Source organism: Labrys sp. F242, assembly GCF_057813875.1.
In genome coordinates this window covers 1,633,153-1,646,401 of the sequence record NZ_JBVASG010000001.1, presented here as the reverse complement: position 1 = coordinate 1,646,401, position 13,249 = coordinate 1,633,153, and the positions used below count along the sequence as shown (strand labels likewise).

Genomic DNA, 13,249 nt, shown 5'->3' with positions numbered 1-13,249 from the left:
ATTTCTTTCTGCTGCTTGTGGATGGGAAGCCAAGCGGAGTGCGAAGCGGCTTGATTTTTCTCGACCGCAAGCGGAAGGCACAGCCATATTCAGGCTGGGCCGCAGCGTCAATCTTGGCGCGTGCAAATGATCGGTCGAGGGGCGTGATGACGTCGATTCTGGACTATCTGACCGCCGCTCTCGTCACTTTGCTGGTGGTGGTCGACCCGCCCGGCCTCGGCCCGATCTTCCTGGGCGTCACCCGCGGCATGAACAAGGAGCAGCAGCACTCGGTCGGCTGGCGCGCCAGCGTGATCGGCTTCGGCGTGCTCGCCTTCTTTGCCATCGCCGGGGAACCCTTTCTCAGGCTGCTCGGCATCACCACGCCGGCCTTCCGTATCGCCGGCGGCCTGCTGCTCTTCGCCATCGCCTATGAAATGGTGTTCGACCGCTCCACCATGCGTAAGAACGAGACTGCGGAGACCGCCATCACCAAGGACTTCATCTCCAATGTCGCTGCCTTCCCGCTCGCCATCCCTTTGATTGCCGGTCCCGGCGCCATCACGGCCGTCATGTTGCTATCGGCCCAGACCCATGGCGAGCCGGCCAAATTCGCATCCCTGTTCCTCGTCATCGCCTTCGTGACGGCCTGCTGCTACGTCTCCTTCCGCCTTGCCGGCGTGATCAACAAGCTTCTGGGGATCACCGGCAATGTCGTGCTGACCCGACTTCTCGGCATCGTCCTGTCGGCCCTGGCGGTGCAGTTCATCGTCGATGGCGTCAGGGCGATCGTGACCGGATAAGGGCCCGCACTGCGTTCGACACCATTTCTCCGTCTCGGCAGGGCGATGATCGAGCCTTCGATCGCGCACAAAAAGCAAGACGCCGGCCACGAGACGTGACCGGCGCTTCAGGCACCTTGTCGACAGGTCTGTTCCGACGTCAGAACGGGATGTCGTCGTCCATGTCGGCCGAGGAGAACTTGCTCGAACCGGCCGGTGCCGGACGGCGCTCCATCGGGCTCGACGAGCCGAAATCATTGCCCTGATAGTCCCGGGCGCCCTCACCCTGCCCACCGCCGCCGCGCGAGTCCAGCAGTGTCATTTCACCGCGATAGCGCTGCAGCACGATCTCGGTGGAATATTTTTCCACGCCCGAAGCGTCATTGTATTTGCGGGTCTGCAGCTGGCCCTCGAGGTAAACCTTGGCACCCTTCTTCAGATATTGCTCGGCGATGCGTGCCAGCCCCTCGTTGAAGATGACCACGCTGTGCCACTCGGTCTTCTCCTTGCGTTCGCCGGTGGCCTTGTCGCGCCAGCTTTCCGTCGTGGCGATACGGAGGTTGACGACCGGCTCGCCCGAATTGAGCCGCCGCACTTCAGGATCGCGGCCGAGATTACCGACCAGAATGACCTTGTTCACCGAGCCCGACATCGAGGCTTCCTTCCTTCGCTTCACAGCGTGCCGGCCGAACCGCCCTGCACGCCCCATGGCCCCCCGAAAGGCGCCTCCATCATTTCTGCTCTAGCATGCTCCCGGCGCCACGCCTGCAAGGGAATTGGCTTCGTGCACAATTAGTTTTGTTCCACATTTGTTCGCGGAATGCAAGCACCCGCCTTAACGATCCGCTTACCAAACCGCCCCAAAGACCACACCACACCGCAGTCTGTCGTTCCGCCTCGAATCATGTGGGAATCTGCGCCATCTGGCCAAGAAAACCTTGCCTTTGCCCGATAACTTGCCCAACAAGCAGGTCGAAAATCAGAACCGCGCTTTCCGTCATCGCTCTTTCGCCACATTGGGCGTGCAGGGGAGCCGCACACTCATTCTTAGTTCCATACGAGGGCAGCAAAATGGCAGGACCAGGACAACAGCGCGAAGCGACCGACGGAGCCAACACGGTAGCGGCTCTGGGTTTGCGGCGCGCCGCTTTGCGCGGCATGCTCGCTTCCCCGATCATCGATGCGGATGACCAGAAGGGGCTGCGCGACGAACTGGTCTCCGAGCTGCGCTCCATCGCCAATTCGATCTCCCGCGCCCCCGCCAAGAACGCCGTCGAGCTCTGCGCCAAGCTGGACGTGCTCGGCGAGGAATATCGTCCCGACGGCGACAGCGGCTCCATCCGCGAGTTGATCGCCTCGATCCGCCGTGACGTCGTCAGCCTGACCGGCCGTCCGGCAGTTCAGGAGCGCGCCTCCTTCCAGACGATCCGCCCGATGCACAATGCGCGCGCCGCCGAACCGACCCAGCAGCCGGCTTCGGCCGAAGCGGCTGGTGAAGCCAAGGCCGACTAAGCCTTTCCTTCGAGGCCGAAATCATCACCCCCGTGGAGCGATCCGCGGGGGTTTTTCTTTGGCTCTCGATCTCTCCCTTTGGCGTTGGCCGCGAGCAAAGCGTGTTCACATGCTAACGCTTGTCCCAACGCTGCGTTCCGGCACGTCTCTACAAGTCCAGGCGATTCCGTCTCGTTGGCGAAAAGCCGTTGGTTCCAAACGAAAGGGGCAGGCTCGCGCCTGCCCCCATTCATTGCATCGACCTTGGGATCGACAATCGCTCCTTATTGAGCGTTGTCGCCCTCGCCTTCATCGTCGCCGCCTTCGTCACCGCCGCCGGCACCAGGTGCGGCTCCACCGCCGTTGCCGGCGCTGAGCACCTGGCCATTGACGCTCACGGCCTTGGTTGCCGCGTCGAAGTCGACGTCCCAGACGGCCTTGCCGTCAGCACCGGTCTTGGCCAGCCCCTTGATCAGGGCGATGCCCATCAGGGCCGATTCCTTGTTGGGAACCTGGGCGTTGTTCACGGCCGCAATGATCTGGTCGAGATTGGTGGCCGAAATCGTCACCTTGCCCTTCTGGCTCGGCATGACGCTCATCTTGCCTTCCGCGCTCACCGCTCCGGCCGGGGCGGTGAAGGTGCTGGGCGCCAGGGTCACATGCGGCTGTCCGGCCATGAAGAGAGCCAGGAATTGCGGCGTCAGTTCGTTGGGGATCGGCGGATCCTTGCTCGCATCGAAATTCTCGATCGCCAGCTTGGCGATGGCCTCGAGGTCGACGCCCTCGAACTTCACGTCGATATTGCCCTCGCCCGGAACCAGCGGAGCCACCCAACCCGGAATGGCCGGGGACTGCGGCAACGCCAAGCCATCATATTTGATGTCAATGCCATAGGAGGCATCCTTGACCGCGCCGGTCATGCCGACGCCGTAGCTCAGGCTTCCGAGCTTGACCGGACCCAACGGCGTCTCGACGGTGACCTCATTCAGCTTGGTCGTGCCGGACAGGTTGTTCCACAGTGGCAGGGCTGCAGTCAGCTTCTGCTTGATCTCGGCCTGCTTGCCGATCAATTCCTTGGGATCCTTGGAATTGGCGGCCATGCCAATGAATTCCAGCACTGTCGTAAGCTGGAGATTGTCGACCTTTCCATCAGAGGCCAGCGACTTGGCCGAAACCTTGATGGTAAGGGGCTTGGTCTTGCCGACGATGTTCTCGACGAAATCGGTGGCCGAGCCGGTGGTGCTGATGTTGACGCCCCCACCACTGCCGGCGGTTCCGGTCAGCTTGGAGGTGATCGCGCCCATGCTCGCGGTCACGGTGCTCTCGGGATCCTCCATGTCCATCGCCATCGAGGCGCAGGTCACTTCATAGGTCGAGAAGGTCGAGATCTTCGGATCGAACACGCCTGCCGACTTGCAAGGCGCCGCAACCTTCATGGCGAAAGGCTTGTCGCCCTGTGTGCCGCTGAAATTGTAGTTGATCGGCGAATCGCTGGTCACCGCATAGGTGCCGTCCGAATTGGGTGTGGCCAGATAGGTGATCGGATCGAAGCTCGCAGTGACGCCGGCTCCCTTGAGCTGGGCCAGGGTGGAGGCCAGATCAAGCTTCACGGCATAGGCGCTGCCCTGCGGGGTGATGGACAGGATGCCCTTCTCGAAAAGGCCGCTGCCGAACGTCTTGGCCAGGCTGTCTTGCAGTTGCTTGGCGCCATCCGCCGATACGCCCTGCGCAAAGGCGGGAGCGCTCAGCAGCGTCGCGGCCAGTAGCGTGCTCCGAAAGGCCAGCCTGGCGGCGGGACTGCGGCGTTTCATGCGAAGAAGTTGCATGGAGTTTCCTTCAGTGGGTGGGAAGCCGTTTCGCGGCGCACTCTTAACGCAAAATCATGAGGTGCGCACGCTTGGGTCGATGAAAGAGCGGTGGACGTTCAGGACCGGCTGTGAACCGGCACAGCGGCACTAGGCCCCGTCAGGATCGGAAACGAGGTGCCGAAACGCACATGACACATTCAATAGTCTCCGTGACGGGAGCGTTTATCACGCTGCAGGCGAGCCATCCTGATGGCTGTTATGGATCATGGATGGGGCAGCGGACAGTTCCGTGCGTCACAAACCTTCCTGGATAGAGAATTGCGGCAAGAGCGTCGCGATGGCAGTCGAGCGGCTACCACTACTCAGTGGTAGCACCCTAGCACCAGCCTTCAATCGATACATGACAAGAGGTCAAAAAAACGGCAAGAACCGGGATTGCCAGCATGAAACGTTTACGGTTTCGCAGCATTATGCGATGAAAACAAAAGTGCCCTCGGTAATGGTTCGGTGTTAGACCTACATCGCTGCTGTCCGAAAAAATGGAAGCGACAATGACAATTCTCAAGATCCTCACCGCCGTTTTCGTCCTGGCTGGCTTGGCAGCCTGCGCCAGTGACTACGGCCAGGCCGACCGCCGTCCGGCTTACGTCGTCGGGCCGGATACGCCGTTCCCGCGCTGAGCCCGGCACACTGCTCGTAAGCGTTTAGCCCAACACCCGAGCGCCCGAGGTGGCATTTGCGCGGTGTAGCAGGGCATGAGCAGCCTCCATCAGGTTTTAGCCTGCACGAACACCCTGCCATCCGGTGGGGTTTTCTTTTGTCCAGACGTCCACGGGCGCCGATTCGCTACCCTGCTGCCGACTGGCCCGCATTACGGCATCCGTCTCCCGCCCCGCGGATGCACTGGGATGAATTGCCTATTTAAAAGAAATACGGGGAAAGAGAGCGCACTCTCCTTCCCCAAAAAAGTTCTGTTTTCCGTTAAGCTTTCGCGAGATAAGTCTGCGCCTGGACACTAGCCTTGCTATCGTCGCCCGGCAGAAATAACACCCGTAAACTCTTGAACGGCATTGTTAGCATAACGATGCTACATGGAAAATCTACCTGTCCATAGCCCAAACTCCCTTTAGGAAGTGAAGGTCGAATTATATCGATTTACGCCAGGCTGGACGCATCATAATACCACAAAGCAAATACGCCTCTCACGATCAAGCGACGACGATCGGGTGAACAGGGGGCCATCACGCCCCCACGATACCGATCGGCCCAAGACAAAGTCAGAACATGTCGAGCAGATATCTGAATGAACGGGGGGGTGGCGGAGACGCAGCGCCTAAAAATTCTTCTATTGATTTGTTTGTATTGATATATTTTATTACCATTAAACCGCTTCCCTACTTTCTTCCCCACTGAAAACTCGGGTTTTAGGGACGATATGGACTCCAAATTTGTGTGGATTCCCCCTGCCCGCGAATCGGCGACGATGGCAGCCACGCACGGAATCGAATCCGGATCGGCAGCTTATACCAACCTGCGCTGATCAGAACCCATAGGCCCTTTGCGACGTCCGATGGTCATGATGTGCCAAGGCTGGTCGATGAGCTTGTTCCAGGCCTGGCAGCAATGGTCGACGATATTGTCGTGGGATGTGAAGACGCGGTTGGAGAGCCAGTTTTCGCGCATGAACTGCCAGATGTTCTCGACCCCTCGGGCGACAGCGAAGCGCCTTCGCTTCGCGAAAGCCGGGTTCAGCTCGGGCCATTTGGCAAGCAGCGAGATGATGCTGATGTTGCCGGGCATCCCAAGCTTGTTGGTTGTGTGCCAGCCAGCCTGATCCACCAGCACGACCGCGTGAGCGCCGGGCGCGACAGCCAACGATACTTCGGCCAGATGCAGCGACATGGTTTGGGTATTGCAGAAGGGCAGGACCAGGCCGGTGCCCTTGCCCAGTTCAGGGCAGATCGCGCCGAAGACGTAGGCCGATTTGGTCCTCTGATCCTTCGGCGCAGACGGTCGGGTTCCGCGCCGCGCCCAGCGCCAAGTGATCTTGTTCTTCTGACCGATGCGCGCTTCGTCCTGATCCGGAGGACGCGCAGCGAAACCATATCTCTATGGGCGTGCCCTTCGGAAGGGTTGCCCTGACCTTTGCCAACTCGGCGGCAAAGCCTCGCCATGGATCGCTGGGATCGGGCCACTTTCCACAATCTCGACCAGCGCCTGGCGCTGGGCATCGTTGAGCCGGGATCGAGGGCCGGAGGCCTTGCCATCCAGGAGGCCGCCCGGGCCACGGTCATTGGACCGAACCACCCAGTCACGCACGATCTGCAAGCCCACGCCGCCGATCCGTGCTGCCGCGCTCCGGCTCCCGCCGTCGTAAATCGCGGCCAAGGCCAGCAGGCGCCGCGCTCGGTTCCCACTTCTCGACGTCCGTGCCAATCGCCGCAACGCCGCTCCGTCATAATCCGCTCGCCAAGCCGATCGCCAAGCCCATGCTCACCCCCTCCATTCAAGGGCCCATAGATTCAGACTTTCGACTGCTTGGGAATCCCCAACGTGAGTCAGTGGTCACGCAGGCTGCGTATAAGTGAAGCTAGCGCAGTTGAAGAAAATGAAACCAGAGACCAAATAGCAAAACAGATGCAGAAGAGCCCCAAAATCCATGCGATAGAGACTATCGCACAGAACAGATCTTTGAATTTAGTTCCCAATATTCTCTCTATAATTAAATAGTATCGGTGTATTTGCTAAATAACTTTCATATTTTTTCCAAAATAAACATACATATAGGAGTATATTTTAATATTTATGTCGATCGTATTTGAATTGATCGACGCTTACATTAAGTATTTCGGCCAGCTTAAGGTATATTGAAAGCGGCAGACCTGTGTCACCGTATTCAATTCGGGAAATATCGGCGACAGATACACCCGCCAAACTGGCTAGCTTCTCACGCGAGAGCCCCATATCCTCTCTCATGGACAAAAGAGATCTTTCGGCCGCGTCTTGTGAGCGGGCTCTGGCTGGCGGGGACTTGCTGTCCGACAATTGTTGCCGCTTCAGCGATCTTTGCGTATCTGCTCTCATTCTATAGTAAAGGTCTGATGTTACCGTAAGGGCGCTCTTCGGTGGGCCGCCATCAGTTCCCTTGCCTTTTGATTTTTTCATTCAGAAATCCTCATCAAAGAGGATCCGATAACTGTTCGATAAGATGAATGTTCCCGAAAATGTACAAACGCGACACGACATCACGTGGATACATTGAGGCGATGACACTTTGTGCGCATCGCGAGCGTCACCTAAAGGGAGCAACCGCCCCGGCCGGCGTAACCGGGGACTCCGAGCGGCCAGCCCGCGCCCGGCCGATGTTTGACGTATCTTGAAGGTATGTCGTGCCGTTGCGCTCTACCTAGTGCTGAGTTGGCATCTGGGGAATTTCCCCAGATGCGCGAAGGGAGGACGCCGTCTTGTGATCAACCCCGCTCGCCGTTTCTTAATAGGAGGAAAAAACTGGCCCCATCAGGGCTCTTCGCCTTTGTTATTCCAACTATGCCCACGAACACGGCAAAACATACTATAAATATTGTATTTTTCTCTACGACATAGGAATTTTCAAATATTAATACACATAATTTTTTCGAAATGTTGCCAATCGGCAACAGATTTTATCTCCTCTTAAAGTTATTGATGGGGAGTACTCTCTTGGATTGTAGCCATGCGCAAGTTTCTCTTCGCCGCTTCTGCTCTGGTGTGCCTCTCGGTTTCGGCTATGGCTGCGGATCTCGCGCCAGCAGCCATTGAGCCAACTTCACCGGTAGCGGCGCCCTTCAGTTGGACGGGCTTTTATGCTGGCGTGAACGCCGGGTATGCCATGATCAAGTCTGAAGAAGGGTGGCGGCACACCAGCGGAGGCGATGACCCTGACGCTATTGCGCTACGGCAGTCGCTCACCAACCACTCTTACGACCTTGACGGTTTCCTTGGCGGCGCTCAGATCGGCTACAATTGGCAGCAAGGGCATTTCGTAGTCGGTGCAGAAGCTGATGCCGACTTCTACCAGAAATCATTCTCCAAAACCCGCAGCCTTCTCCCCGATTTCCCTAGCAATTCGGTTACCCAGACTGGAAAAGCGACGGGATTATATACCGCCCGCGTTCGCCTTGGTTATGCATTTGATCAGACACTCATCTATGCCACCGGCGGTTGGGCGGGAACACAGTTGGATTTTCGTGACTCGTCAGTTTATCCGGGTAGTTTCCAGGGTGTGTCAAAATCGGAATTCAAATCCGGTTGGACCATTGGGGCCGGCGTCGAGCAAGCAATTAACGATCATTGGTCAGTGAAGCTTGAATACCTCTATGCCGACTTTGGAAGCACAAAATCATCTTCGTGCAACAACTTCGCTACCGATCTTTGCTATTCGCATAAGCACGACGTCACAACAAACGTCGTACGCCTCGGCGTCAACTACAAATTCTGATCGCCTTAGCTAAGTGCTCCTGTCGGCGCAGTCACCGGCAGGGCCGCCGCTCCACCCGATCGGGCGGCCGGGCCACTCCGCACCTGAATTTCTATGTTCAGCCCCAGCGCAGCAAACGCCGCATCGATCTGATCAAGCTTTGACGCATGATCAAGCCGGAATAGGCGGTCCACGGACTCCCGCTGCCAGCCAAGCCGGCGCGCCAGTTCCGCGCGGGTGATGCCGGCCGCACGAAGAGCCGTGTAAAGCTGCACTTTCAGCTGTATCCCCAGGTAGGGTCGAACCATGTGACGCTCCGGGGCTCCACACGATCGGCTGGCGGGATATCTTCGCCGTCAGCGATGCGCGACGCTATGGCCTCTTCGATTGCATCCCTTGCGTGGCAATATGGATGTCATGGGAAGGGGGGTGGCGGAGACGCAGGGATTCGAACCCTGGATACCCTTGTGGGGTATGCTCATTTAGCAAACGAGTGCCTTCAGCCTCTCGGCCACGTCTCCAATGCCCTCCGGATAGACAATCCCGTTCCGGCAATCAAGGTAAAATCGCAACGAGCCCCAAGCTTTGTGACGGGTACTGTCATCTGCGCGATCTCTTCGGTCTCAGTCGCAGCCGATCGGAGCGTGAAAATCACCGATCTGACACGCAAAAGCCCGCTCAAGCCCGGCAGAGATGTCGAGGAAGACACAAGCGCGGCGAAACGAGGCACCGGCACGACGAGCATTCCGTTCGAACCCCGTTTGCTTTAGAGGACAGTGCGCTCTAGCAAAACGCTCTTTGTTTCGATGCGCCTTTGCGGTTCCAGGTGATTCCGTCCAATCGCAAGGCGCTTTCGGAAGCCGTGGGAGGACCTGGATGAACAGCACCGCCAAATCGAGTACTGCCGTTGCTCCCAGTCGGGACATCGAGCGCCTGCTCGATATCATGGCCGCCTTGCGCACTCCCGGCACCGGCTGCCCCTGGGATCTTGAACAGGATTTTGACAGCATCGCCCCCTATACGATCGAAGAAGCCTATGAGGTCGCTGATGCGATCCAGCGCGGCGACATGGCTGATCTCACTGACGAGCTTGGCGATCTCCTGCTGCAGGTGGTGTTTCACGCCCAGATGGCACGCGAGGAAGGTCTTTTCGATTTCGGCAATGTCGTCGAGGCGATCACCACCAAGCTGATCCGTCGCCATCCGCATGTTTTCGGCGAGGCCCGGAACCTGCCGCCGGCGGAGGTGAAGAAACTATGGGCGGAGATCAAGGCGCAGGAAAAGGCCGAACGCGCGCACCGCCATCCGCCGGTTGGCCCGACGAGTGCCCTCGAAGGCGTTCCCGCCGCCATGCCGGCCCTGACGCGGGCGGTCAAGCTGCAGGAGAAGGCGGGCAAGGTCGGATTCGACTGGAACGACATTCGCATGGTGCTCGCCAAAGTGCGCGAAGAGGCTGACGAGATCGAGGCCGCCCTCGACGAGGGAGCCGGCAAAGACGCGTTGGCGGCTGAAATCGGCGATCTGCTTTTTGCTGTCGCCAATATTGCCCGCCATGCTCATGTCGACGCAGAAGGTGCGCTGCGCGGCGCCAATGCTAAATTCGAGAAGCGCTTTCATTTCATCGAGGCTCGCCTGAGCGAGAAGGGCACGGCTCCGGCCCAGTCGAGCCTGGAAGAAATGGACGGATTGTGGAACGAGGCCAAACGAGCGGGCCTATAAGCCCCGCTCCTTCTGCCGAGAAGCGTGCCGCCCCACCGAGGCAGGCCTGCATAGCCGGCGCCCGCATGGGCTCACTGGCCGCAAACGGCATTCCATGCGACAAACCAGGCTCACCTGCATTCCTCGTCTTCGCGTGATCCGCCATGTCGTCCAGCCCGCCGCCCGCCGATGTATCCGCAGCTCTTAGCGTTGAGGAACGACGCGAAGCCATCGTCAATCTGGTGCGTCAGCACGGCTTCGTCGGCGTTGAAATGCTGGCGGGCCGGTTCAATGTCACCGTTCAGACGATCCGGCGCGATCTCAACGATTTGAGTGACGAGGGGCGGCTGGCGCGCTATCGCGGCGGCGGCGGCCTACCCTCCAGCGTCGCCAATATCGACTACAGTGCCCGCCAGATCATGAACCAGGCGGAGAAGGAGCAGATCGCCAAGCTGGTGGCGCGCCACGTACCCGATCATGTCTCCATCTTCATGAATATCGGCACCACCACCGAGGCGGTGGCCGCCGCGCTGATCCATCACCAGGATCTGCGGGTGATCACCAACAATCTCAACGTGGCGACGATTCTCTCGCGGCACACCGATTTCGAGATCACCATCACTGGCGGCTCGGTGCGCAACCGCGACGGCGGCGTGCTCGGCCCGGCCTGCGTGGACATGATCAGTCAATTTCGTGTCGATATCGGCATCATCGGCATCAGTGGCATCGATACCGACGGCACGTTGCTCGATTTCGACTATGACGAGATCCGCGCCGCCCAGACCATCTTGCACAATGCGCGCAAGACCTATCTCGTCACCGACCACACCAAGTTCCAGCGCAGACCACTCCTGCGCATGGCGTCGATCACCGAAGTCAGCGCCGTCTTCGTCGACAAGGCGCCGCCTCGGGCGCTCACCGAATTGCTGGCGACCAGCGGCACGGAGCTTCATATCGCCAGCGCCTGACCGGCATCGCTGTGTTGGGCCGTCCTCGAAGAGGGCCGGCTTGATTTGTGACACAGTTTGTCATGAAAAAAACAGCCCGCGGCTCCTTTCGAATTGGAGCATTGCGAAAATAACAGTCACGCGACGATTCAAATTTCAACACCCATTGATTGTGATTTAAAATTCGAAGGAACATTCGAGTCCCTATTATTTTACCTAAACTATCCACGATGCGACGTGTGCGGGCCAAATCCGCAGCCTAAACCAAGAAATCTCTCATATGCTGTCGGTATCTTATTATTGACGCCTCAAAGAGGTTTCACTTTTGGAACAGTTTGTCATTTTCGTTTTCCGGGAAACGAAAGGTAAAATTTTCTATTGCGAAAATACCAAACCGCGCCAACATGCCTCCCGAATATGACGCCCTCGCCGATGAGGGGCGAAATGCAGGGAGACGGAACGCAATGGTTCAAGCCATCTCGCCACGCCCGATCGACATCCTGACTGCCGTCACGATCCGCGGTGTCGCCCGATGAGCGAGCAGGCATCCTCCAACGACATCTTCGACGTCTTCGTCATCGGTGGGGGCGTCAATGGCTGCGGCATTGCCCGCGACGCCGTCGGGCGGGGTTATTCAGTCTATCTGGCCGAGATGAACGATCTGGCCAGCGGCACGTCCTCCAAGGCTACCAAGCTGATTCATGGCGGCTTGCGCTATCTCGAATATTACGAGTTCCGCCTGGTGCGGGAGGCTCTCACCGAACGCGAGATCGTCTGGCACAACGCCCCACACCTCGTCCACCCGCTGCGTTTCGTGCTGCCCTATTTCAAAGGCCTGCGCCCGGCCTGGATGCTGCGGATCGGCCTTTTCCTCTACGACTATATCGGCGGCCGTAAGAAGCTGCCACCCACCCGGACGCTGGACCTTCGGCGCGACGAGGCCGGCAAGTCGTTGAAGCCGATCTTCTCCAAGGCCTTCGAATATTCCGACTGCTGGGTGAATGACGCCCGTTTCGTGGCCCTCAATGCCCGCGATGCCGCCGACCGCGGCGCCGTCGTCCGCACTCGCTGCAAGGTCGTCGCTGCGCGTCGCGACAGCGGCCTATGGCGCCTCCGGCTGCTGGATCAGACCAATGGTGCGGAGAACGAGGTCACCGCCCGCCTTGTCGTCAATGCGGCTGGTCCCTGGGTCGACAAGGTGCTGGCGGACGTGGTCGCGCACAAGGAGCCGAACCAGGTGCGCCTGGTCCAGGGCAGCCATATCATCGTACCCAAGCTCTTCGACCACGACCGCTGCTACATCTTCCAGAACCCCGATGGCCGTATCATCTTCGCCATTCCCTATGAGGACGAGTTCACCCTGATCGGCACCACCGACCAGGATTACAAGGACGACCCGGCCAAGGTCGCGATCACGCCCAGCGAGACGGACTATCTGTGCAAGGCGGCGAGCGAGTATTTCGCCAAGGAAATCACGCCCGCCGATATCGTCTGGACCTATTCGGGCGTGCGCCCCCTCTATGACGATCACGCCACGGCCGCCCAGGCAGCCACCCGCGACTATGTGATCAAGGAGGAAATGATCGACGGTGCGCCGCTGATCAATATCTTCGGCGGCAAGATCACCACCTATCGCCGCCTGTCGGAATCGATCCTCGAACATATCGAGAAGACGCTTGGCGCCAGGGGCAAGCCCTGGACCGCGGACGCGCCCCTGCCAGGCGGCGACATGCCCAACGCCGATCTCGACGCCTTCATCCGCTCGCTGATGGCGCGCAAGCCCTTCCTGTCCCCTGCCCTCGCCCGGCGTCTTGCCAAGGCATACGGCACGCGCGTCCTCAAATTCCTGGAAGGCGCCAACAGCATGGCCGATCTCGGCCGCGATTTCGGCAAGGGCCTTACGGCCGCCGAGATCGACTATCTCGCCGACCAGGAATGGGCCGTGACCGCCGAGGACATTCTCTGGCGCCGTTCCAAGCTCGGCCTGCATCTGCCGCCCGAGGTGGCCGGTGACATCTCCGCCTATCTCGCCGCCAGGCAGAAGGCGCCCGTTCCCCACTGAACTCGTTCTGAGACCAAACCGGACTG

The 13,249-nt window shown here is 59.1% G+C and carries 11 protein-coding genes, 1 tRNA gene and 1 pseudogene; 7 read left to right on the top strand and 6 right to left on the bottom strand.

Annotation, left to right across the window (positions count from 1 at the left end):
- Positions 1–146 precede the first annotated feature (146 nt).
- Positions 147–782, top strand: a complete 636-nt coding sequence (locus tag ACZYTC_RS07640; protein ID WP_441771877.1) for a MarC family protein — start codon at positions 147–149, stop codon at positions 780–782.
- Between the two features lie 139 nt (positions 783–921).
- Here ACZYTC_RS07640 and ssb read toward each other — a convergent pair whose 3' ends face one another.
- Complete coding sequence (gene ssb / locus ACZYTC_RS07635) at positions 922–1,413, bottom strand: single-stranded DNA-binding protein (RefSeq protein ID WP_149255008.1); 492 nt, start codon at positions 1,411–1,413, stop codon at positions 922–924.
- 419 nt (positions 1,414–1,832) lie between these two features.
- On the opposite strand from ssb, the gene ACZYTC_RS07630 reads away from it, so the two are divergent.
- On the top strand, positions 1,833–2,273 hold the full coding sequence (locus ACZYTC_RS07630) for a hypothetical protein (protein ID WP_434956661.1): 441 nt from the start codon (positions 1,833–1,835) through the stop codon (positions 2,271–2,273).
- 263 nt (positions 2,274–2,536) lie between these two features.
- Here the strand turns inward: ACZYTC_RS07630 and ACZYTC_RS07625 are convergent, their stop codons facing one another.
- Positions 2,537–4,078 carry a hypothetical protein gene (locus tag ACZYTC_RS07625; RefSeq protein WP_434956662.1) on the bottom strand — a complete coding sequence of 514 codons (1,542 nt, stop codon included), beginning with the start codon at positions 4,076–4,078 and terminating at the stop codon, positions 2,537–2,539.
- Between the two features lie 533 nt (positions 4,079–4,611).
- Here ACZYTC_RS07625 and ACZYTC_RS07620 point away from each other — a divergent pair.
- Positions 4,612–4,740 (top strand): YgdI/YgdR family lipoprotein, encoded by a 129-nt coding sequence (locus ACZYTC_RS07620; protein WP_245197435.1) that lies wholly within the window; start codon positions 4,612–4,614, stop codon positions 4,738–4,740.
- Positions 4,741–5,581: 841 nt separating this feature from the next.
- On the opposite strand, the pseudogene ACZYTC_RS07615 reads toward ACZYTC_RS07620, so the two are convergent.
- Positions 5,582–6,529 (bottom strand): annotated as a pseudogene (locus ACZYTC_RS07615) (helix-turn-helix domain-containing protein); the annotation flags it as partial.
- A 327-nt stretch (positions 6,530–6,856) separates the two neighbouring features.
- Positions 6,857–7,225, bottom strand: a complete 369-nt coding sequence (locus ACZYTC_RS07610) for a helix-turn-helix domain-containing protein (RefSeq protein ID WP_488989240.1) — start codon at positions 7,223–7,225, stop codon at positions 6,857–6,859.
- A gap of 547 nt (positions 7,226–7,772) precedes the next feature.
- On the opposite strand from ACZYTC_RS07610, the gene ACZYTC_RS07605 reads away from it, so the two are divergent.
- Positions 7,773–8,537, top strand: coding sequence for an outer membrane protein (locus ACZYTC_RS07605; protein ID WP_488989239.1), 765 nt, complete (start codon positions 7,773–7,775; stop codon positions 8,535–8,537).
- 5 nt (positions 8,538–8,542) lie between these two features.
- Here ACZYTC_RS07605 and ACZYTC_RS07600 read toward each other — a convergent pair whose 3' ends face one another.
- Both ACZYTC_RS07600 and ACZYTC_RS07595 read right to left on the bottom strand, forming a co-directional pair.
- Positions 8,543–8,824 (bottom strand): hypothetical protein, encoded by a 282-nt coding sequence (locus ACZYTC_RS07600; RefSeq protein ID WP_488989238.1) that lies wholly within the window; start codon positions 8,822–8,824, stop codon positions 8,543–8,545.
- Positions 8,825–8,946: 122 nt separating this feature from the next.
- Positions 8,947–9,037: transfer RNA gene (locus ACZYTC_RS07595), tRNA-Ser, on the bottom strand.
- Positions 9,038–9,392: 355 nt separating this feature from the next.
- Between ACZYTC_RS07595 and mazG the strand changes: the two genes are divergently transcribed.
- The 3 genes from mazG (at position 9,393) to glpD (ending at position 13,223) form a co-directional block, all read left to right on the top strand.
- Positions 9,393–10,235: a nucleoside triphosphate pyrophosphohydrolase gene (gene mazG / locus ACZYTC_RS07590; RefSeq protein WP_434956665.1), complete on the top strand. Its 843-nt coding sequence runs from the start codon at positions 9,393–9,395 to the stop codon at positions 10,233–10,235.
- 143 nt (positions 10,236–10,378) lie between these two features.
- Complete coding sequence (locus ACZYTC_RS07585; RefSeq protein WP_441771881.1) at positions 10,379–11,182, top strand: DeoR/GlpR family DNA-binding transcription regulator; 804 nt, start codon at positions 10,379–10,381, stop codon at positions 11,180–11,182.
- Positions 11,183–11,693: 511 nt separating this feature from the next.
- Positions 11,694–13,223: a glycerol-3-phosphate dehydrogenase gene (gene glpD / locus ACZYTC_RS07580; RefSeq protein ID WP_488989237.1), complete on the top strand. Its 1,530-nt coding sequence runs from the start codon at positions 11,694–11,696 to the stop codon at positions 13,221–13,223.
- Positions 13,224–13,249: the final 26 nt, after the last annotated feature.

Coding starts and splice junctions, on each gene's coding strand:
- ACZYTC_RS07605 (WP_488989239.1), top strand. CDS start 7,773: ATGCGCAAGTTTCTCTTCGCCGCTTCTGCTCTGGTGTGCCTCTCGGTT.
- ACZYTC_RS07640 (WP_441771877.1), top strand. CDS start 147: ATGACGTCGATTCTGGACTATCTGACCGCCGCTCTCGTCACTTTGCTG.
- ACZYTC_RS07610 (WP_488989240.1), bottom strand. CDS start 7,225: ATGAAAAAATCAAAAGGCAAGGGAACTGATGGCGGCCCACCGAAGAGC.
- ACZYTC_RS07625 (WP_434956662.1), bottom strand. CDS start 4,078: ATGCAACTTCTTCGCATGAAACGCCGCAGTCCCGCCGCCAGGCTGGCC.
- ACZYTC_RS07620 (WP_245197435.1), top strand. CDS start 4,612: ATGACAATTCTCAAGATCCTCACCGCCGTTTTCGTCCTGGCTGGCTTG.
- ACZYTC_RS07585 (WP_441771881.1), top strand. CDS start 10,379: ATGTCGTCCAGCCCGCCGCCCGCCGATGTATCCGCAGCTCTTAGCGTT.
- ACZYTC_RS07630 (WP_434956661.1), top strand. CDS start 1,833: ATGGCAGGACCAGGACAACAGCGCGAAGCGACCGACGGAGCCAACACG.
- glpD (WP_488989237.1), top strand. CDS start 11,694: ATGAGCGAGCAGGCATCCTCCAACGACATCTTCGACGTCTTCGTCATC.
- ssb (WP_149255008.1), bottom strand. CDS start 1,413: ATGTCGGGCTCGGTGAACAAGGTCATTCTGGTCGGTAATCTCGGCCGC.
- mazG (WP_434956665.1), top strand. CDS start 9,393: ATGAACAGCACCGCCAAATCGAGTACTGCCGTTGCTCCCAGTCGGGAC.
- ACZYTC_RS07600 (WP_488989238.1), bottom strand. CDS start 8,824: ATGGTTCGACCCTACCTGGGGATACAGCTGAAAGTGCAGCTTTACACG.